Origin of the sequence: Cnuibacter physcomitrellae (assembly GCF_014640535.1) — a bacterium.
Classification (GTDB): Bacteria; Actinomycetota; Actinomycetes; order Actinomycetales; family Microbacteriaceae; genus Cnuibacter; species Cnuibacter physcomitrellae.
In genome coordinates, this window is sequence record NZ_BMHD01000001.1 from 695966 (window position 1) to 715978 (window position 20013).

Genomic DNA, 20013 nt, shown 5'->3' on the forward strand with positions numbered 1-20013 from the left:
CCTTGCGTGTACCCGAAACGGGCGGCCCCATCGCTGGGACCGCCCGTCTCATGAGCGTGCTCTAGACGCGCGGCTTCTCGCGAAGCTCGATCGTCTCGATCTCGTCGCCGATCTGGATGTCGTTGTACTTGCCGAGGCCGATACCGCACTCGAAGTCCGTGCGGACCTCGGTGACGTCGTCCTTGAACCGACGCAGCGACTCGATCGCGAGTCCGTCGGCCAGCACGACGCCGTCGCGGATGACGCGAGCCTTGGCGTTGCGGGTGATCGTGCCGGAGCGGACGATCGCACCCGCGATGTTGCCCCACTTCGACGAGCGGAACACCTCGCGGATCTCCGCGACACCCGACTGGACCTCTTCGAACTCGGGCTTGAGCATGCCCTTGAGCGAGTTCTCGATGTCCTCGAGCGCGTTGTAGATGACCGAGTAGAAGCGGATGTCGACACCCTCACGGGCGGCGCGCTCGCGCGCCTTCGTGTCGGGGCGGACGTTGAACCCGATGATGATCGCGTTGTCGACCGTCGCCAGGTTGACGTCGGACTCGGTGACGGCACCCACACCGCGGTGGATGATCCGCAGCTGGACCGACTCGTCGACCTCGATCTTGAGCAGCGACTCCTCCAGCGCCTCGACGGCACCGGACACGTCGCCCTTGATGATGAGGTTGAGCGCCTCGACCTTGCCCTCCTCGAGAGCACGGGTGAAGTCCTCGAGCGAGATCCGCTTGCGGGCCTTGGCCAGCGACGCGTTGCGCTCCGCAGCCTCACGCTTCTCGGCGATCTGGCGGGCGGTGCGGTCCTCGTCGGTGACGATGAAGGTGTCACCGGCGCGCGGGACGCTCGACAGACCCTGCACCTGCACCGGACGCGACGGGGTCGCCTCCGCCACGGGCTCGCCGTTCTCGTCGACCATCGCACGCACACGGCCGTACGCCGTGCCGGCGACGATCGCATCTCCGACGTGCAGCGTCCCGGACTGGATGAGGACGGTCGCGACCGAGCCGCGGCCCTTGTCGAGCTTCGCCTCGATGGCGACGCCTCGCGCATCCTTGTTCGGGTTCGCGCGCAGGTCGAGCCCTGCGTCGGCCGTGAGGAGCACGGCGTCCAGGAGGTCCTGGATGCCGATGTTCTCGCGCGCCGACACGTCGACGAACATGGTGTCGCCGCCGTACTCCTCGGCCACCAGGTTGTACTCGGTGAGCTGCTGACGGACCTTCGCGGGGTTCGCATCCGGCTTGTCGACCTTGTTCACCGCGACCACGATCGGCAGGCCTGCGGCCTGCGCGTGGTTCAGCGCCTCGATGGTCTGCGGCATGATGCCGTCGTCGGCCGCGACCACGAGGATCGCGATGTCGGTCACCTGGGCACCACGGGCACGCATGGCGGTGAACGCCTCGTGACCCGGGGTGTCGATGAAGGTGATCTTGCGCTCGACGGAATCGTGCTCGACGGCCACCTGGTACGCACCGATGTGCTGGGTGATGCCGCCGGCCTCGCCCGCCACCACGTTCGCGTTGCGGATGGCGTCGAGCAGGCGCGTCTTACCGTGGTCGACGTGACCCATGACGGTGACGACCGGCGGACGGATCTCGAGGTCCTCGTCGGTCTCGTCCTCGAGCTCCTGGTCGAGATCGATGTCGAAGCCCTCGAGCAGCTCGCGGTCCTCGTCCTCCGGGGAGACCATCTGGATCTTGTAGCCGAGCTCCTCGCCGAGCACCTCGAAGGTGGCCTCGTCGAGCGACTCGGTCGCCGTGGCCATCTCACCGAGGTGGAACAGCACGGTCACCAGGTTGCCGGGGCTGGCGTCGATCTTGTCGGCGAAGTCGGTGATCGAGGCACCGCGACGCAGACGGATGACCGTCGAGCCGTCGCCGCGCGGGACGCTGACGCCGCCGAGCGAGGGGGCGGCCCTCAGCTCGAACTCGGCCCTCTTCGTCCGCTTCGACTTGCGTGCCTTGCTCTTGCCGCCACCGCGACCGAACGCACCGGCGGTTCCACCACCGGGACCACGACCGCGACCGCCGCCACCGGGACGACCGGCGAAGCCGCCAGCCGGACGCTGGAAGCCACCGGCACCGGCACCCGCACCGGGACCACCGGGGCGACCGCCGCCGGCACCGCCGGGACGGCCCTGGAACCCACCGGGACGGGGGGCACCGGGACGAGGCGCACCCGGACGGGGAGCACCGGGACGAGGCGCACCCGGACGGGGAGCACCCGGACGCGGCGGACGCGGGATCGCACCGCCGGCACCGCCGCCGCCGCCAGGACGGGGCATGCCCTGCTGGCTGGAGAACGGGTTGTTGCCGGGACGCGGAGCGCCGGGACGCTGCATGCCCTGCTGGCTCGCGAACGGGTTGTTGCCCGGACGCGGCGCACCGGGGCGAGGGCCACCGGGACGCGGGGCGTCGGACGACGGCTTCGCCGCACCCGACGGACGCGGGGCATCGCCGTCACGGCGAGGCGCATCCTGGCGCGGGGCCTCGGACTGCGGCGCCTCGGCACGGGGAGCCTCGGCGCGAGGCGCCTCCGAACGCGGGGCGGGCGCCGGGGCGGCCTGCTGCGAGGCGGGCGCGGCGGGGCCCGGACGGGCGCCGCCCTGCGGGCGGGCCTGCTGCGGACCGGGCGTCGGCGCCTTGGGGCCGGGCGTGGGAGCGCCCGGACGCGCGCCGGGCTTCGCCGGCGCGGCGGTCGAGGAACCGGAGCTTTGGGCTCCGGCACCGGAGGCGATCAGCGCCTCCCGAAGTCGCCGGGCGACCGGCGGCTCGATGCTCGAGGACGGGCCCTTGACGAACTGACCCATCTCCTTCAAGGTCGCGAGGGCGACCTTGCTGTCGACGCCGAGCTCGGCGGCGACTTCATGTACGCGTGGTTTTGCAGCCACTTCTCTCCTGTCTCAGGCTCACCCGAGACAGGGCAAGCCGGTGTTAACGGACGGAACTCATCTCGAGCCGCTCATCAGTCGTCACTCATGGTGGACACTCTGCCGTTCAGCTTGGTTTCTGCGTTCGTGCTCTCGAGCTGGCCCTGCACGCGGAGCGCGCGCCCGAAGGCTCGTCTCTGGATCGCGGTGTGGAAGCAGTCGAGTGAGGGATGAAGCCATGCGCCCCGACCCGGAAGGGTGGCCGTCTCATCGAGGATGAGCACCAGATCCCGGGCCACGAACCTCACGAGAGAGGACCGCGGAGCGCGTGCGCGACATCCGACGCACGTTCTGACGGCTTCCATACTACTCCATGTTCCTGCCCCCGCCGGGAGCGACGATACGCCGACGGCGGATCGGGCCGGCCGGGATCAGTCGCCGTCGAGGATGGAGTCGGGCTGGATGTCGATCTTCGCGCCGGTCAGCTTGGCGGCGAGCCGGGCGTTCTGGCCCTCCTTGCCGATGGCCAGCGAGAGCTGGTAGTCCGGCACGAGGGCCCGGACGGCCTTGGTCGACGCGTCGATGACGAACGAGCTCGAGACCTTGGCCGGAGAGAGCGCGTTCGCCACGAAGGTGGCGAGGTCGTCGGAGTAGTCGACGATGTCGATCTTCTCGTTGCCGAGCTCGGCGGTCACCGCGCGGACGCGCTGACCGAGCTCGCCGATGCAGGCGCCCTTGGCGTTGACTCCCGGCTCCTTGGCGCGTACGGCCATCTTCGTGCGATGACCCGCCTCGCGGGCCAGCGACACGATCTCGACCACGCCGCTGGCGATCTCGGGGACCTCGAGCGCGAAGAGCTTGCGGACCAGCGACGGATGCGTGCGGGAGACCGTGATGGACGGCCCCTTGGTCCCCCGCGTCACGCTGGTCACGTAGACGCGGAGTCGGGAGCCGTGCGCGTACTCCTCACCGGGCACCTGCTCCTCCGGCGGCAGGATCGCCTCGATCGAGCCGAGGTCGACGTGCACCATGCGCGGGTTCGGGCCCTGCTGCACGATCCCGGCGACGATGTCGCCCTCGCGACCCTTGAACTCGCCCAGCACGTGGTCGTCGGCGATGTCGCGGAGCCGCTGGTTGATCACCTGCTTGGCGGCGAACGCCGCGATGCGACCGAAGTCGCTCGGGTTCTCCTCGGCCTCGCCGATCAGCACCTCGTCCTCGTCGAACTCGGGCACGAAGATGCTGATGTGCCCGGTCTTGCGGTCGAGGTGCACACGGCCCGCGGCGACGCCGTTCACGGTCGTGGGACGATCCGTGTGCTTCAGGTACGCCGTGAGGATGGCCTGTTCGATGATCGACACGAGCTCCTCGAAGGGGATCTCGCGCTCGCGCTCCAGCAACCGCAGGACGCTGAGGTCGATGTCCATTCCCGGCCTCCTCTGTTCAGATCTGATGACCGCCGATGATGCCCGCGGTCGAACAGACAGACTACCCGAGATCCGACGCCCCGGCCTACCCGATGGCGGCGGCGACCTGATCGAGCGGGATGCTCGTCCGCTCGCCCGTGGCCCGATCCCACAGCTCGACCACGCCGTCGGCCACACCGCGGCCGACGATCACGATGGTCGGCACGCCGATCAGCTCGGCGTCGCCGAACTTCACGCCGGGAGAGACCTTCGGGCGGTCGTCGAAGAGCACGTCGAGACCGGCCGCCTCGAGCTGCGCCACGACGTCCTCCGCCGCGGTCCAGATCGACTCCTCCTTGCCCGTCGCGATGACGTGCACGTCGAAGGGCGCGACGGTCTTGGGCCAGATCAGGCCCTTGTCGTCGTTGTTCAGCTCCGCGATGATCGCCAGGATGCGGGTGACGCCGATCCCGTACGACCCCATGGTCACGGTCACGAGCTTCCCGTTCTCGTCGAGCACCTTGAGCCCGAGGGCGTCGGCGTACTTGCGGCCGAGCTGGAAGACGTGCCCGATCTCCATGCCGCGAGCGAGCTCCACCGGGCCGGAGCCGTCGGGAGCGGGGTCGCCCGCCTTGACCTCCGCCACCTCGACGGTGCCGTCGGAGGTGAAGTCACGGCCCGCCACGAGGCCGAACACGTGCCTGCCGTGCTCGTTCGCGCCGGTGATCCAGCCGGACCCGGACACGACACGAGGATCGGTGAGGTACCGGATGCCGGTGCTCGACTCCTCGCCGAGCACGGGGCCGGCGGCGGACCAGGGTCCGATGTACCCCTTGACCAGACCGGGGTGCTTCGCGAAGTCCTCCTCGGTGGCGGGCTCGACCTCGGCGGGCGCGAACGCCACCTCGGCCCGCTTCATGTCGACCTCGCGGTCACCGGGCAGCCCGACGACGACGAGCTCGCGACGTCCGTCGAGGTGCACCAGGGCCAGGACGACGTTCTTCAGCGTGTCGGCCGCGGTCCAGGCCCTGCCGTCGGGCCGCGGGTGAGCCTCGTTCGCCCGGTCGACCAGCGTCTGGATGGTGGGGGTGTCGGGGGTGTCGAGCACCTCGGCCGGGGTCAGGTGCTCGAACGACCGGGGCTCGGGCGCCACCGTCGTGAACGCCTCGACGTTCGCGGCGTAGCCTCCGGGCGAGCGCACGAAGGTGTCCTCGCCCACGGGGGTCGGGTGCAGGAACTCCTCGCTCTTGGACCCTCCCATCGCACCGGCGTCGGCCTGCACGATGACGTACTCCAGGCCGAGCCGCGTGAAGATGCGCTCGTACGCGTCGCGCTGCGCCTGGTAGGACGCGTCGAGACCCTCGTCGGAGGAGTCGAACGAGTAGGCGTCCTTCATCGTGAACTCGCGGCCGCGCAGGAGGCCCGCGCGCGGACGCGCCTCGTCGCGGTACTTGTCCTGGATCTGGAAGATCGTGAGCGGGAGGTCCTTGTAGCTGGAGTAGAGGTCCTTGACGAGGAGCGTGAAGACCTCCTCGTGGGTGGGCGCCAGGACGTATCCGGCGTCCTTCCGGTCGCTCAACCGGAACATCCCCGGGCCGTACTCCTCGTATCGTCCGGTCACCTCGTAGGGCTCCTTCGGCAGGAGCGCCGGGAAGTGCACCTCGAAGGCCCCGGCGGCGGCCATCTCCTCGCGGATGATCGCCTCGATGCGGGCCTTCACCCGCAGACCCAGCGGCAGCCAGGCGAAGATCCCCGGTGCCTGACGGCGGATGTAGCCGGCGCGCACCAGGAGGCGGTGGCTGGCGACCTCGGCGTCGGAGGGGTCTTCGCGGAGCGTACGGAGGAAGTAGCTGGAGAGGCGTGTGGACACGACCTCGAGTCTAGCGAGGCACGATTCCTGCACAGGATCGCATCCGTCGGCTCCCCGTCCACAGATGTCGGATGCGGACCCGCCGCCGATCACCGCCTCCCTACGGTGTCCGCATGCAGACACGACAGATCCCACCCCGCACCAGTCGCTTCGACACACCCTTCGGTCCTCTCCTCGTCCGGGCGCACGACGGAGTCGTCCACGCCCTGAGGCCGTGGCGGGTCGGCGACGCGGCCGACGACGACGGGAGCAACCGGCCGATCCACGACGTCCTCGACGCCTACCTCTCCGGCGACGCCCGCACGCTCGCCCTCCCGTGCGAGGCCACGGGCACGCCGTTCCAGTGCTCGGTGTGGAGCGCGGTCACCGAGATCGGATGGGGTGAGCTCACGACCTACGCCGCTCTCGCCGAGCTCATCGGGCGTCCCGGGTCGGCGCGCGCCGTCGGTCAGGCCGTGGCCGCGCATCCCGCGCCGCTCGTCCTGGGCACGCACCGCGTCGTGGCGAGCGACGGGCGTCTCACCGGCGTCGATGCGGACGCGATCGTGTGGAAGACCGCGCTGCTGCGTCTCGAGGGCCACGTCGTGCACGAGGGACGGCTGATCGGAGCGGAGGCCGCCGGGTTCGTCCGCGTGGCCGCGTGAGCGGGCCATGTCGACCGCCGAGCTGCCCCCGTTCCCCGAGTTCCCGTCGGCAGACCTCGGCCGGGTGGCGTCCGGCGCCGCCCGGACGCGGCCGCCCCGCGCACCCGAGGTGCGGCATCGCGGAGTCCTCGAGTCGCCGCTCGGGCGGGTGGAGGTGGTGAGCAACGGTCGGGCCATCACCGGCGTCGCCATCGAGACGGCGGGGCGACTCCCGCACGACGGCCATCCGGTCTCCCGGTCCGATCTGATCGACGAGGCCGTCGCGCAGATCGAGGCGTACTTCGCGGGCACCCGGCGTCGGTTCGAGCTCCCCGTGCGCCCGGCCGTGAGCGACTTCCAGCGTTCCGTGCTCGACGCGCTCGCCGACGTCGAGTGGGGACGGCACACGACGTACGGCGCTCTCGCCGAGGCCATCGGCCGACCGGCCGCGTGCCGAGCGGTCGGGAGGGCGATCGGGCAGAACCCGGTCCCCCTCCTCGTGCCGTGCCATCGGGTGCTGTCGTCGACGGGGAGCCTGACGGGCTACTCCCAGGGCGACGGCGACGTCACGAAGGCGTGGCTCCTGGACGGCGAGGGCATCGCCTTCCGCTGGCCCCCGACGCGCCGCCGCCCCGCCCCCGTCAGCCTGTAACCCCTCCGAACCCGCGCCGGTGTCGCCCTCGGAGTGCATCGAGTGCTCACTCTTCGCGCGAAGTGCCTCCGAAGACGCGCACATTCTGCGCACTCACCCGCCCGCAGGCGAAGACACGGCCGACCATCGAGTGCTCACTCTTCGCGCGAACTGCTTCAGGGAAAGCGCACATGCTGAGCAGTCGCCCGCCGGGGAAGCCTCGGGCGGCCACCGAGTGCTCACTTCGCGCGTCATGTGCTCTGAGATGGCGCGCCTTGTGAGCACTCGGTCGCCCGTGAGAGCAGGAGCCCTCACCTCGCGCGCGATGCGGTCAGAAGGGGTGTGCTGATCGAGCGCACACGGCGATGCACCTGGGCCTCACGCCGCACAGTCGCTCAGACGACGAGCTCCAGGGAGCCGTCCGGGCGGGAGGTCAGGCGGAAGCCGGTGGCCGTGGCCCAGTCGAGGAGGGCGGGGATCGAGGCGAAGTCCTCGCCCTGGGTGAGGAGCGCGCGTGCGAACTCCCCCTTGCCCTTCTTGTTGAAGTGATTGAGGGCGCGCTTGACGCCGTCCGGCCCCTCGCTCACCACGTGGAGGTAGTGCGCGTCGGCGTTGCCGCTCGCGGTCCCCAGCGCGACGTACCCCTCCGACCGCAGATCGAGGACGAGCCCGGGTCGCTCGCCGAGCTCGCGAGCGATCGTCGAACCCCAGACCGACTTGATGGTCGGCTCCAGCTTCGAGTCATGCGAGAGCCGGTAGGCGGGGATCGGATCGGCCGCACCGACCAGACCGAAGAGCGCCGAGTGGATCGCGAGGTGCCCGGCTGCGAAGTCGAGCGCCGCGCTCGGCAGCGACGCCGCGTCGAGAGCGTCGTAGAGGACCCCGGTGTAGCGCCCGAGCGCGGGCATCGTCGGGGAGGTCGCCAGCGCCCGATTGCGGTCGATCTCGAACGCGAGACGAGGGCCCAGCTTCAGGGCGGCCGCCATCTCCTCCGGTCGGCGGGCAAGGCGCCGCACCGCTGCGACCAGCGACCGTCGCGGCCGGGTCAGACGCGGGAACGAGAGCAGGGCGAGGTCGAGGGGCGCCCCCTCTCCCCCGTCCACCTTGGTCTCCGACGGTGGGAGCACGATCAGCATGAGAGGACCTCCAGACGACGATCGCCGCCCCACCCGAGGGCGGAGCGGCGATCGTGCGGCGATGGGACGAGCTAGCGGATGAGCTCCGCGTCGCGGGCGACCACGGTGACCGTGTCGTTCTCGACCGACAGGAACCCGTCATCCGCTCGGGCCACGATGCGCTCGCCGCTCGAGGCGTTCACGCGCACCTCACCCGAGGCCAGGATCGCGAGCATCGGCTCGTGACCGGCGAGGATGCCGATCTCGCCCTCGACGGTCTTCGCGACGACCATCGAGGCCTCGCCCTTCCAGATCTCGCGATCGGCGGCGACGACGGTGACGGCAAGCGGGTTCGCCATGCTCAGCCGTTCTCCTTCTGGATCTTCGCCCACTTCTCCTCGACGTCGGTGATCGGGCCGACGTTGAAGAACGCCTGCTCGGCCACGTTGTCGAAGTCACCGCGGACGATCGCGTCGAACGACTCGATGGTGTCCTTCAGCGGGACGGTCGAGCCCTCGACGCCCGTGAACTTCTTCGCCATGTAGGTGTTCTGCGAGAGGAACTGCTGGATGCGGCGGGCGCGTGCCACCGTGATCTTGTCCTCTTCGGAGAGCTCGTCGACACCGAGGATCGCGATGATCTCCTGCAGCTCCTTGTTCTTCTGAAGGATCTGCTTGACCGCGGTCGCCACACGGTAGTGGTCGGCACCCAGGTAGCGGGGGTCGAGGATGCGGCTGGTCGAGGTCAGCGGGTCGACCGCCGGGTACAGACCCTTCGACGCGATCTCACGCGAGAGCTCGGTCGTGGCGTCGAGGTGCGCGAACGTGGTCGCCGGCGCCGGGTCGGTGTAGTCGTCGGCGGGCACGTAGATCGCCTGCAGCGAGGTGATCGAGTGACCACGCGTCGAGGTGATGCGCTCCTGGAGGAGACCCATCTCGTCGGCGAGGTTCGGCTGGTAGCCCACCGCGGAGGGCATGCGGCCGAGCAGCGTCGACACCTCGGAGCCCGCCTGCGTGAAGCGGAAGATGTTGTCGATGAAGAGCAGCACGTCCTGGTTCTGCACATCGCGGAAGTACTCCGCCATGGTCAGCGCCGAGAGGGCGACGCGGAGACGCGTTCCCGGCGGCTCGTCCATCTGGCCGAAGACGAGCGCGGTCTTGTCGAAGACGCCCGCCTCCTCCATCTCGTGGATGAGGTCGTTGCCCTCACGGGTGCGCTCGCCGACACCGGCGAACACCGACACACCACCGTGGTCCTGGGCGACGCGCTGGATCATCTCCTGGATGAGGACCGTCTTGCCGACGCCCGCACCACCGAAGAGGCCGATCTTGCCACCCTGCACGTACGGGGTCAGCAGGTCGATGACCTTGATGCCGGTCTCGAACAGCTGGGTCTTCGACTCGAGCTGGTCGAACGCCGGGGGCTTGCGGTGGATCGGCCAGCGCTCGGTGATCTCCACGGTCTCGCCGGGCTCGGCGTTGAGGATCTCACCGGTGACGTTGAAGACCTTGCCCTTGGTGACGTCGCCCACGGGCACCGAGATCGGCGCACCGGTGTCGCGGACCTCCTGGCCGCGCACGAGACCGTCGGTGGGCTTCAGCGCGATGGCACGGACGAGGTCGTCGCCGAGGTGCTGAGCGACCTCGAGCGTGATCTCGGTGCTGTTCTCACCGATGGTGATCGTGGTCTTCAAGGCGTTGTAGACCTCGGGGATCGAGTCGTGGGGGAACTCGATGTCGACGACGGGGCCCGTCACGCGCGCGATGCGCCCGGCGGCCCCGCCGGAGCCGGCGGTGGCTGCCGGCGCGATGGCGGTGTCAGTCATGTGCCTTCTCTTTCTCGTTACTTCTTGGTGTGGGACAAGGCGTCTGCCCCACCGACGATCTCGGAGATCTGCTGCGTGATCTCGGACTGGCGGGCGTTGTTCGCCAGCCGGGTGTAGTTGAGGATGAGCGTGTCGGCGTTGTCGCTCGCCGCCTTCATCGCCTTCTGCGTCGCGGCCTGCTTGGCGGCCGCGGACTGCAGGAGCGCGTTGAAGATCCGGCTCTCGATGTAGACCGGGAGCAGCGCGTCGAGGACGGTGCCGACATCCGGCTCGAACTCGTAGAGCGGCAGCACCTGAGCCGTCGGCTCCTCCGCGCCCTCGACGACCTCGAGCGGCAGGAGACGCACGACCTCAGGGGTCTGCGTCAGCATGCTGACGAAGCGGTTGTAGACGATGTGGATCTCGTCGACGCCGCCCTCGGAGGCCGGCTTGAGGAAGTCCTCGAGCAGACGGTCGCCGATCGACTTCGCGAGGTCGAACTCCGGCACGTCGGTCTCACCGACCCACTGCTGCTCCGACGCACGGCGACGGAAGGTGAAGTACCCGGCGGCCTTGCGCCCGACGAGGTAGTACACCACCTCCTTGCCCTGGCTCCGCAGCAGCTCGGCCAGCTCCTCCGCCTCACGCAGCACCTGCGAGTTGAACGCACCCGCGAGACCGCGGTCGCTCGAGAGGATGAGGATGGCCGAGCGCTCGATCCGCTCCGGCTCCGTGGTGAGCACGTGCTCGACGTTGGAGTAGGTGGCGACCGCCGAGACGGCGCGCGTCACCGCACGGGAGTACGGGGACGACGCCGCCACGCGAGCCTGGGCCTTCTGGATGCGCGAGGCGGCGATGAGCTCCATCGCCTTCGTGATCTTCTTGGTCGTCTGGGCAGAGCGAATCCTCTGCCGGTAGACCCGAAGCTGCGCTCCCATCGGTTAGCGGCGCCCCTTCACGATCTTCTCCTGGTTGACGTCCTCCGGATCGGTCGCCTCGAACTGCTCCTTGCCCACCGAGGCGAGCGGCTTGCCCTCGCCCGTCTGGAACTCGAGCTTGAAGTCGTCGACCGCCTTCTCGAGCGCGGCGACGGTGTCGTCGTCGAGCACGTTGGTGTCGCGGAGGGTGGTGAGGATCTCGGTGTTGCGACCGAGGTAGTCGAGCAGCTCGGCCTCGAAGCGGAGGATGTCCTCCACCGGGACCTCGTCGAGCTTGCCGTTGGTGCCCGCCCAGATCGAGACGACCTGCTGCTCCACCGGGAACGGCGAGTACTGCGGCTGCTTCAGCAGCTCGGTGAGGCGGGCGCCTCGGGCGAGCTGACGACGCGACGCGGCGTCGAGGTCGGAGGCGAACATCGCGAACGCCTCGAGCGAGCGGTACTGGGCGAGCTCGAGCTTGAGCGTGCCGGAGACCTTCTTGATCGACTTCACCTGGGCGTCACCACCGACGCGGGACACCGAGATGCCGACGTCGACCGCGGGACGCTGGTTGGCGTTGAAGAGGTCGGACTGCAGGAAGATCTGGCCGTCGGTGATCGAGATCACGTTGGTCGGGATGTACGCCGAGACGTCATTCGCCTTGGTCTCGATGATCGGGAGACCGGTCATCGAGCCGTGTCCGAGCTCGTCGGACAGCTTCGCGCAGCGCTCGAGCAGACGCGAGTGCAGGTAGAAGACGTCGCCGGGGTACGCCTCGCGTCCCGGCGGACGACGGAGGAGGAGCGACACGGCGCGGTAGGCCTCGGCCTGCTTCGACAGGTCGTCGAAGATGATCAGGACGTGCTTGCCGCCGTACATCCAGTGCTGGCCGATGGCCGAGCCGGTGTAGGGGGCGAGGTACTTGAAGCCCGCGGGGTCGGAGGCCGGGGAGGCGACGATGGTGGTGTACTCCATCGCACCGGCGTCCTCGAGCGCGCCCTTCACCGAGGCGATGGTCGAGCCCTTCTGGCCGATCGCGACGTAGATGCAGCGCACCTGCTTGTCGACGTCGCCGGACTCCCAGTTCGCCTTCTGGTTGATGATCGTGTCGATCGCGATCGCGGTCTTGCCGGTCTGGCGGTCGCCGATGATCAGCTGGCGCTGACCGCGGCCGACCGGGATCATCGCGTCGATCGCCTTGATGCCGGTCTGCAGCGGCTCGTGCACCGACTTGCGCTGCATGACGCCGGGCGCCTGGAGCTCGAGCTCACGGCGACCCTCCGTGGCGATCTCGCCGAGGCCGTCGATCGGGTTGCCCAGCGGGTCGACCACGCGGCCGAGGTAGCCGTCGCCCACGGGCACGGAGAGCACCTCGCCCGTGCGGGTGACCTCCTGGCCCTCCTCGATGCCGGAGAACTCGCCCAGCACGATGACGCCGATCTCGTCCTCGTCGAGGTTCTGGGCCAGGCCCAGGGTGCCGTCGGAGAACCGGATCAGCTCGTTGGCCATGACGCCGGGCAGGCCCTCGACGTGAGCGATGCCGTCGGCGGCGTCGATCACGTAGCCGACCTCGGTGGTCGAGGCCTTGCTGGGCTCGTAGGCCGCGACGAAGTCCTTGAGGGCGTCGCGGATCTCATCGGGGCGGATTGTGAGTTCAGCCATCGTTATCCCTTTTCTGCGGGGCCGTGAGCCCCAATGCGTTCGTGTGCGCGCCTAGCCGGCGAGCTGGAGTCTGAGATCGTTGAGCCGCGTGGCGACGCTGCCGTCGATGACATCATCGCCGATCCGGATGCGGATTCCCCCGATGACCCTGGGGTCGACGACGGCGTTGCTCCGGACGGGGCGGCCGTACTGGCTCGCGAGGACGCCTTCGAGGCGCGAGAGCTGGGCCTCCGACAACGGGACCGCGCTGCTGACCGTGGCCACCAGCGAACCGGCCTGGTCGGCGACGACGGTCGAGGCGTAGCGGAGCAACTCCCCCACCCGTCGACCGCGGGGCGATCCGATGAGCTGACGCACGATGGCGACGGTCTGCTCGGAGGCCTTGCCCCGGAGCAGTCGATCGACGAGCGCGAGCTTCTGATCGGTGGCGCCGAGCTTGCTGCCGAGCGCCAGCTCGAGCCCCGCGTCGCTCGCGACCGCGCGGCCGAACTCGAAGAGCTCGGCGTCGATGGCCGCGGACGACGGCGCGGACGCGGCGACGGCACGGATGCCGATCTCCTCGATGCCGCCGAGGAACTCGCTCTGCGTGGACCACCTGCTGGAGACGATCGTCGAGAGCAGCTCGAGCGAGCTCGAACCGAACCCGCCGAACAGCCGCCTCACCAGCGCGGTCTTCGCAGAGCCGTCGATGGCGGGGTCGGAGAGGGCTCCTCGGAGCTGTGCGGAATCGCCGATGACCCGGCCAGCGGCGAAGAGCTCTTCTCCCGTGGCCAGATCGACCCCCGAGGCGAGGCTCGCCAGGCGGGCCTCAGCCTCCTCGAGGGCAACTCTGGTCGCGCTTCCCATGTGCTAGTTCTTCCCTGCCTTGCCGGACTCGGATGCCTCGAGGTCGGCCAGGAAGCGGTCGACGAGGGCGGTGGCCTTCTGGTCGTCGGTGAGGGTCTCCCCAACGACGTTCGACGCGAGGTCGATCGCCAGGGTGCCCACCTCGGTGCGCAGCGAGGTGAACGCCGCCTGGCGCTCGGCCTCGATCGCGACCTGGGCGTTCGCCTTCACGCGCTCGGCCTCGGCCTGCGCGTTCGCGGTGATCTCCGAGCCGATGCGCTGGGCGTCGGTGCGTGCCTGCTCGCGGATGCGCGACGCCTCGACGCGCGCCTCGGCCAGCTGAGCGGTGTACTGCTCGAGCGCGGCCTCGGCCTCGCGCTGGGCCTCGTCGGCCTTCGCGATGTTGCCCTCGATCGCCGCGCCTCGCTCGTCGAGGAGCTTCTTCATGCGGGGAAGGACCTTCCACCAGAAGAACACCAGGATGACGATGAAGCACACCAGCGACCAGACGATGTCGTACACCTGGGGGATCAGCGGATTCTGAACTTCCGCCTCCCCCGCAGCGATGACTGCGTGGAGCATCATGCCTCCTTCCGGGAGTGAAGAGAAGACAGGATCAGGTGAAGATGAAGCCGGTGGCGATACCGATGAAGGCCAGGGCCTCGGTGAACGCGATACCGATGTACATCAGGACCTGGAGGCGGCCGGCCAGCTCGGGCTGACGGGCGACGCCCTCGATGGTCTTGCCGACGACGATGCCCACGCCGATGGCGGGACCGATGGCCGCGAGGCCGTAGCCGACGGTGGCGAGGTTGCCGTTGACCTCTGCGAGGAGGGTTGCATCCACGTTGTGTGTTTCCTTCCGTGATGGCGGATCGAGCGGGTGCCCGAGCCGTTCTAGTGTTCGTCAGCCAGCGCGAGCTGGATGTAGACCGTGGTGAGAAGAGCGAAGACGTAGGCCTGGAGCACCGCGACCAGGATCTCGAACAGGGTGAAGACGAAGCCGAATGCCAGCGTGCCGACGCCGAACAGCGACCACAGGCCACCCGCGTTGAAGAAGAAGAACCAGGTCGCGGAGAAGAAGAGCACCAGCAGGAGGTGGCCGACGACCATGTTCATCAGGAGTCGCAGGGTCAGCGTGACCGGGCGGAGGATGAACGTCGACACGAACTCGATCGGCGTGACGATGATGTAGAGCGGCCAGGGCACGCCCGGCGGGAACAGCGCGTTCTTGAAGAACGCCCCCGGGTGCTTCTTGATGCCGGCGTACATGAAGGCGAGCCAGGCCACGATGGCCAACACCATCGGCATGGCGATCGTGGCGTTCGCCGAGATGTTCAGGAACGGGATGATCCCGGTGATGTTGAAGAACAGCACCGTGAAGAACATGGTGGTGATCAGCGGCAGGAAGCGCCGACCGTCCTTCTTGCCGAGGAGGTCCTCCGCGATGTTCACCCGGGCGAAGTCGAGGCCCATCTCGATCACGCTCTGGAAGCGGCCGGGAACGACGCGCATCCGCCGTGTACCGATCCAGAAGAGCAGGATCAGCACCGCGGCCGCAAGGAAGCGGATGAGGATGATCCGGGTGATCTCGAAGGGGGTGCCCTCGAAGAAGATCGCCGGGGGGAAGAACTCGCCGATCGACGGAGCGTGGAAGCCACCATCATCGGAGGTCTCCATGGGAACGAGCAGGTTCACAGCGTTAGCTATCAGCGCTATCTCCTGTTTCGGGGCGTGGAACCAGCGATGGCTCTCGCGGCGACGAATGGTGGGGGTACTGGGCCATCTCCGAGCGCAGGCGCTGCTGGACGGCGGAACAGATGAGTACAGCCTATCAAGTCATAGGCCGCTCTGACGAATTGTGCAGTCGGTGTATACAGCTCAACCGCGCCGATCCGGCCGCGCGTCCGACACGTAGGGCATCCGGCTGCGAGCCACCACGACCACGTCGATGGCGAGCGACCCGACGACCCCCGCCACGATGCAGAAGAACAGCACCGTCGGGTCGAGCCAGGACTGTGCGCGCAGGATCAGCACCAGGACGATGAACAGCACGAACTTCACCATCCACGAGCCCAGGACGATGACGAAGAACAGGGTCGTGTAGATCGGCGAGGCCGTGTAGCGGTTGGCGATCAGGATGCTCGCCGCCGTCACGCCGAGGAAGACCAGGGTGATGACCGCACCGAGGAGCGCGCTCCACACGCCCGGCCATCCCACGACGAGGAGGCCGACGACTCCCCCGACGACCGCGATCGCCGCGGCGAGGACGGCGTTCCAGCGCAGGATCGTCGCGAACACCGGGTTCGAGGACGGCGTCGGGTAGTTGCCTCGTGGCTGCGGTTCGGTCACGATGGGGACTCCTCGGGGTCGGGGTTCGCCGCCAGCGGCGGTTCAGGCAGGGAGACGGCTCCGGACTGGCCGGCATGGCTCACGGCCACACGTCGACGGTAGCGCGAGCTGAGCGGGAGCAGGGTGACGACGGCGCAGACGACGAGCCCCAGCCCCAGGAAGATGAAGGCGACCCAGTACGGCTGCACCACGAACAGCAGGAGGCAGCCGAACGAGATGACCGCGGTCCACGAGTAGAAGATGAGCACGGCCCGCAGGTGGGAGTGCCCCATGTCGAGCAGGCGGTGGTGGAGGTGCTTGCGATCGGCGGCGAAGGGGCTCTTCCCCGCGCGCAGTCGCCTCGCCACGGCGAGGGTGAAGTCGAGGAGCGGGATGACGAGGATCGCGAAGGGCAGGAGGATCGGCAGGAAGGCCGGGAGCAGCTGCGAGCGGCCGATCGTCGCAGGATCGATCTGACCGGTGACCGAGATCGCGCTCGTGGCCATGAGGAGGCCGACGAGCATCGCGCCGGAGTCGCCCATGAAGAGCTTGGCCGGCCGGAAGTTCAGCGGCAGGAAGCCGGCGCAGGCGCCGATCAGCACCGCGGTCACCATCGAGGCGAGGTTGAAGTAGTCGGTCGGCGAGGTCTCCTGCGCCAGCAGGTAGCTGTAGAGGAAGAAGACGCCGTTGGCGATGAGCGCGACGCCGGCCACCAGGCCGTCGAGACCGTCGATGAAGTTGACGGCGTTCATGACGAGCACCACCGCGACGATCGTGATGAAGAGCGACATCGTGCTCGATCCGACGGTGATGCCGCCGATCGGCAGCGAGACGATCTGCACGCCCTGCCAGGCGAGCAGACCCGCCGCGAGGATCTGGCCGGCGAGCTTGGTGAACCAGGACAGATCGTAGATGTCGTCGGCGACGCCGATCACCACGATGATCAGCGCCGAACCGAGGATGGCGTACAGCTGCCCGGGCTCGGCGAAGACCAACCGGAACCAGCTGATCTGCGACGCTACGGCGATGCCGCCGAGGAGCCCGAGGAACATCGCGATGCCGCCCAGGCGCGGCGTCGGGCGCGTGTGCACGTCGCGTTCGCGGATCTTGGGGTACAGACGGTAGCGGATGCTCAGCTTGTAGATCAGCCACGCGAGCCCGAAGGTGACGATCGCGGAGACGAGGGCGACGAGGAGGTAGAACCGCATCAGGCCGGCCCAGGCGCCAGACGGTCGCCCACGACCTCCTCGATCCGCGCCCGGGAGATCGCACCCTGGCGCACGATGCGGACGACGTCAGGCGTGGTGAGGTCGACGATCGTCGACGACGGCTCCTCGCCCTCCCGCTCGCGTGAGGGATCCGGGCGCACTCCCCCGTCGAGGTAGACGGCGACGCTGTCGCCGAGCATCCCGACCGCGTCGGCCGCGGTGGGCGCCGGCGGCCGTCCGGTGAGGTTGGCGCTCGACACGGCGAGCGGACCCGTCTCGGCGAGGAGCTCGAGGGCGATCGAGTCGTCGGGCATGCGGAGGGCGACCGTGCCGTGGGTCTCCCCCAGATCCCACGCCAGCGACGGCGTCGCGGTGAGGATCACGGTGAGGCCGCCCGGCCAGAAGCGCTCGACCAGCTCTCGCGCGACGTCGGGGATCCCGGTGGCGAGCGCCTCCAGGGTGGCGACGCCCGGGATGAGGACCGGCGGCGGGGACTGCCTGGTGCGACCCTTGGCGTCGAGCAGGCGCTGGACCGCGCGCGGGTCGAACGCGTCGGCGGCGACGCCGTAGACGGTGTCGGTGGGGAGGACGACGAGCTCGCCTCGCCCGAGCGCGGCTCGCGCGAGGCGCATCCCGGTCAGCAGGTCGGCGGGAACCGCGCAGTCGTACGTCTGTGCCATGTCGTCCCTCATGATATCCACGCCCCCTGGGGGCATCCGGCGGCTCGCCCCGGATGCGGTCAGCACAGGGCGGTCGTGGTCAGCGCTCGGTCCTGGTCAGCGCAGTGCGGTCGTGGTGCGGTCGCGTCCGGTGAGATCGCGCTGTGTCGACGCGGCCCGGAAGCCGTCGGCGGTGAGGAGCGCGCGGATCGACTCGCCCTGCAGCTCGCCGTGCTCGATCACGACCGTCCCGCCCTCGCGGAGGAGTCTGCGCGCTGTGGCCGAGACGCGACGGACCACGTCGAGACCGTCCTGTCCGCCGTAGAGCGCGGCCTCGGGGTCGAAGAGCCGCACCTCGGGATCGCGCGGGATCGCGCCGATCGGGACGTACGGCGGGTTCGAGACGACGACGTCGACACGACCGTCGAGGTCGGGCAGAGCGTCCGCGAGATCGGCGAAGACCAGTCGTGCGTTCTGCACGCCGGTCCTGGCGAGGTTCTCCTTCGCCCAGACGAACGCCCGCGGCGAGTTCTCTACCCCGACCACCTCGGCGTGCGGGACCTCGGAGGCGATCGACAGCGCGAGCGCGCCGCTTCCCGTCCCGAGGTCGACGGCGAGGGGCGGTCGGTCGGCCGGGACGACCGCGCGCACCGCGTCGATCGCGATCTGCGCCACGGACTCGGTCTCGGGGCGCGGGACGAAGACGCCGGGGCCCACGGACAGCTCGAGCGTGCGGAACCAGGCCACGCCGAGGATGTGCTGAAGCGGCTCGCGAGCCGCGCGACGCTCGACCACCTCGGCGATCGCGACGGCCTCCTCGGCCGACACCGGCGCATCCGTGACCGACAGCGACTGCACCCGCCCGCGCGAGGCGTCGAGCACGTGGCCGACCAGGAGCTCCGCGTCGACCCGGGGATCGGGTACCCGCGCGGCCTCGAGGATGCGCGCCGAGCGCTCCACGAGGGTCCGTACGGTCACCGGCCGGTCGGCCGCGGTGCCCTGCTCGACGAGAGCGCTCACGACTCGGTGCCCACCGCGGCCAGGCGGCTCTCCTCGTCGGCGGTGATCGCCGACTGGATCAGCGGCTCGAGAGCACCGTCCATGACCGCATCCAGGTTGTACGCCTTGTATCCGGTGCGGTGATCCGCGATGCGGTTCTCCGGGAAGTTGTATGTCCGGATGCGCTCGGAGCGGTCGACCGTGCGGATCTGGCTCTTGCGGGCCGCCGACGCCTCCGCGTCGAGCTCCTCCTGCTGCTTGGCGAGGAGCCGGGCGCGGAGCACGCGCATCGCCGCCTCGCGGTTCTGCAGCTGGCTCTTCTCGTTCTGCATCGACACGACGATGCCGCTCGGCAGGTGCGTGATGCGCACGGCGGAGTCGGTGGTGTTGACCGACTGACCACCGGGGCCGCTCGATCGGAAGACGTCGATCTTGAGGTCGTTCTGATTGATGTCGACCTCCTCCGGCTCGTCGACCTCGGGGAAGACGAGGACTCCGGCGGCGGAGGTGTGGATGCGACCCTGCGACTCGGTGGCCGGCACGCGCTGCACCCGGTGCACGCCGCCCTCGTACTTCAGGTGCGCCCAAACACCCTCGGAGGGGTCGGTCGAGGACCCCTTGATGGCCACCTGGACGTCCTTGTAGCCGCCCAGATCGCTCTCGGTGCGCTCGAGGAGCTCGGTCTTCCAGCCCTTCGACGCGGCGTAGTGGAGGTACATGCGCAGGAGGTCGGCCGCGAAGAGCATGCTCTCCGCGCCGCCCTCACCGGCCTTGATCTCCATGATGACGTCGCGTCCGTCGTCGGGATCGCGCGGGATCAGCAGACGGCGCAGGCGCTCCTCGGACTCCGACAGCTGCTCCTGCAGGGCCGGTATCTCCTCGGCGAACGCCGAGTCGTCCCTGGCGAGCTCCTGAGCGGCCTCGAGGTCGTCGGACGCCTGCCGCCACGCGGTGTGCGCGGCGACGATGCGACTGAGCTCCGCGTAACGGCGGTTGACCTTCTTCGCCCGCGCCGCATCGGCGTGGAGCTCGGGGTCGGCCAGCTGCTGCTGCAGGTCCTCGTGTTCGGCGATCAGCCCTTCGACCGAGTCGAACACGGG

20 protein-coding genes are annotated in these 20013 nt (G+C 69.3%); 2 read left to right on the plus strand and 18 right to left on the minus strand.

Features of this window, described 5'->3' with window-relative positions; all coding sequences use genetic code 11:
• Positions 1–61 precede the first annotated feature (61 nt).
• The 4 genes from infB to IEX69_RS03365 all read right to left on the minus strand — a co-directional run bounded on the left by infB (position 62) and on the right by IEX69_RS03365 (position 6139).
• Positions 62–2884, minus strand: a complete 2823-nt coding sequence (infB, locus tag IEX69_RS03350; protein ID WP_085019712.1) for a translation initiation factor IF-2 — start codon at positions 2882–2884, stop codon at positions 62–64.
• A gap of 74 nt (positions 2885–2958) precedes the next feature.
• A complete protein-coding gene (locus tag IEX69_RS03355; protein ID WP_085019713.1) occupies positions 2959–3228 on the minus strand; it encodes a YlxR family protein in 270 nt (89 codons plus the stop codon).
• Positions 3229–3294: 66 nt separating this feature from the next.
• On the minus strand, positions 3295–4290 hold the full coding sequence (nusA, locus tag IEX69_RS03360; protein ID WP_085019714.1) for a transcription termination factor NusA: 996 nt from the start codon (positions 4288–4290) through the stop codon (positions 3295–3297).
• Positions 4291–4375: 85 nt separating this feature from the next.
• Positions 4376–6139 (minus strand): proline--tRNA ligase, encoded by a 1764-nt coding sequence (locus tag IEX69_RS03365; RefSeq protein ID WP_085019715.1) that lies wholly within the window; start codon positions 6137–6139, stop codon positions 4376–4378.
• A 113-nt stretch (positions 6140–6252) separates the two neighbouring features.
• On the opposite strand from IEX69_RS03365, the gene IEX69_RS03370 reads away from it, so the two are divergent.
• Together IEX69_RS03370 and IEX69_RS03375 are read left to right on the plus strand one after the other, a co-directional pair.
• Positions 6253–6783: a methylated-DNA--[protein]-cysteine S-methyltransferase gene (locus tag IEX69_RS03370; RefSeq protein ID WP_174604443.1), complete on the plus strand. Its 531-nt coding sequence runs from the start codon at positions 6253–6255 to the stop codon at positions 6781–6783.
• A gap of 7 nt (positions 6784–6790) precedes the next feature.
• Positions 6791–7414, plus strand: coding sequence for a methylated-DNA--[protein]-cysteine S-methyltransferase (locus IEX69_RS03375; protein ID WP_085019717.1), 624 nt, complete (start codon positions 6791–6793; stop codon positions 7412–7414).
• Between the two features lie 374 nt (positions 7415–7788).
• On the opposite strand, the gene IEX69_RS03380 is transcribed toward IEX69_RS03375, so the two are convergent.
• The 14 genes from IEX69_RS03380 to prfA all read right to left on the minus strand — a co-directional run bounded on the left by IEX69_RS03380 (position 7789) and on the right by prfA (position 20010).
• A complete protein-coding gene (locus IEX69_RS03380; RefSeq protein WP_085019718.1) occupies positions 7789–8529 on the minus strand; it encodes a YaaA family protein in 741 nt (246 codons plus the stop codon).
• 71 nt (positions 8530–8600) lie between these two features.
• Complete coding sequence (locus IEX69_RS03385; protein ID WP_085019719.1) at positions 8601–8867, minus strand: F0F1 ATP synthase subunit epsilon; 267 nt, start codon at positions 8865–8867, stop codon at positions 8601–8603.
• Positions 8868–8869: 2 nt separating this feature from the next.
• Complete coding sequence (atpD, locus tag IEX69_RS03390; RefSeq protein ID WP_085019720.1) at positions 8870–10333, minus strand: F0F1 ATP synthase subunit beta; 1464 nt, start codon at positions 10331–10333, stop codon at positions 8870–8872.
• Between the two features lie 17 nt (positions 10334–10350).
• Positions 10351–11250, minus strand: coding sequence for a F0F1 ATP synthase subunit gamma (locus tag IEX69_RS03395; RefSeq protein WP_085019721.1), 900 nt, complete (start codon positions 11248–11250; stop codon positions 10351–10353).
• Positions 11251–11253: 3 nt separating this feature from the next.
• Positions 11254–12891 (minus strand): F0F1 ATP synthase subunit alpha, encoded by a 1638-nt coding sequence (gene atpA / locus IEX69_RS03400; RefSeq protein ID WP_085019722.1) that lies wholly within the window; start codon positions 12889–12891, stop codon positions 11254–11256.
• Between the two features lie 51 nt (positions 12892–12942).
• On the minus strand, positions 12943–13737 hold the full coding sequence (locus tag IEX69_RS03405; RefSeq protein ID WP_085019723.1) for a F0F1 ATP synthase subunit delta: 795 nt from the start codon (positions 13735–13737) through the stop codon (positions 12943–12945).
• 3 nt (positions 13738–13740) lie between these two features.
• Positions 13741–14298 (minus strand): F0F1 ATP synthase subunit B, encoded by a 558-nt coding sequence (locus tag IEX69_RS03410; protein WP_085021449.1) that lies wholly within the window; start codon positions 14296–14298, stop codon positions 13741–13743.
• 34 nt (positions 14299–14332) lie between these two features.
• Complete coding sequence (gene atpE / locus IEX69_RS03415) at positions 14333–14563, minus strand: ATP synthase F0 subunit C (RefSeq protein ID WP_085019724.1); 231 nt, start codon at positions 14561–14563, stop codon at positions 14333–14335.
• A gap of 50 nt (positions 14564–14613) precedes the next feature.
• The gene (gene atpB / locus IEX69_RS03420; RefSeq protein ID WP_174604444.1) at positions 14614–15396 is read right to left on the minus strand and encodes a F0F1 ATP synthase subunit A; all 783 of its coding nucleotides are present in this window, start codon (positions 15394–15396) and stop codon (positions 14614–14616) included.
• Positions 15397–15597: 201 nt separating this feature from the next.
• Entirely contained in the window at positions 15598–16068 is a 471-nt protein-coding gene (locus IEX69_RS03425) for a Cg1360 family ATP-synthase-associated protein (protein WP_229756217.1), read from the minus strand.
• The gene (locus IEX69_RS03430) at positions 16065–17255 is read right to left on the minus strand and encodes an MraY family glycosyltransferase (protein WP_085019727.1); all 1191 of its coding nucleotides are present in this window, start codon (positions 17253–17255) and stop codon (positions 16065–16067) included. The genes IEX69_RS03425 and IEX69_RS03430 overlap by 4 nt, the downstream gene beginning before the upstream one ends.
• Positions 17255–17935: an L-threonylcarbamoyladenylate synthase gene (locus IEX69_RS03435; RefSeq protein WP_085021450.1), complete on the minus strand. Its 681-nt coding sequence runs from the start codon at positions 17933–17935 to the stop codon at positions 17255–17257. Before IEX69_RS03435 ends, IEX69_RS03430 begins: the two co-directional genes overlap by 1 nt.
• A gap of 96 nt (positions 17936–18031) precedes the next feature.
• On the minus strand, positions 18032–18934 hold the full coding sequence (gene prmC, locus IEX69_RS03440; protein ID WP_085019728.1) for a peptide chain release factor N(5)-glutamine methyltransferase: 903 nt from the start codon (positions 18932–18934) through the stop codon (positions 18032–18034).
• Positions 18931–20010 carry a peptide chain release factor 1 gene (prfA, locus tag IEX69_RS03445; RefSeq protein WP_085019729.1) on the minus strand — a complete coding sequence of 360 codons (1080 nt, stop codon included), beginning with the start codon at positions 20008–20010 and terminating at the stop codon, positions 18931–18933. The genes prmC and prfA overlap by 4 nt, the downstream gene beginning before the upstream one ends.
• Positions 20011–20013 lie beyond the last annotated feature (3 nt).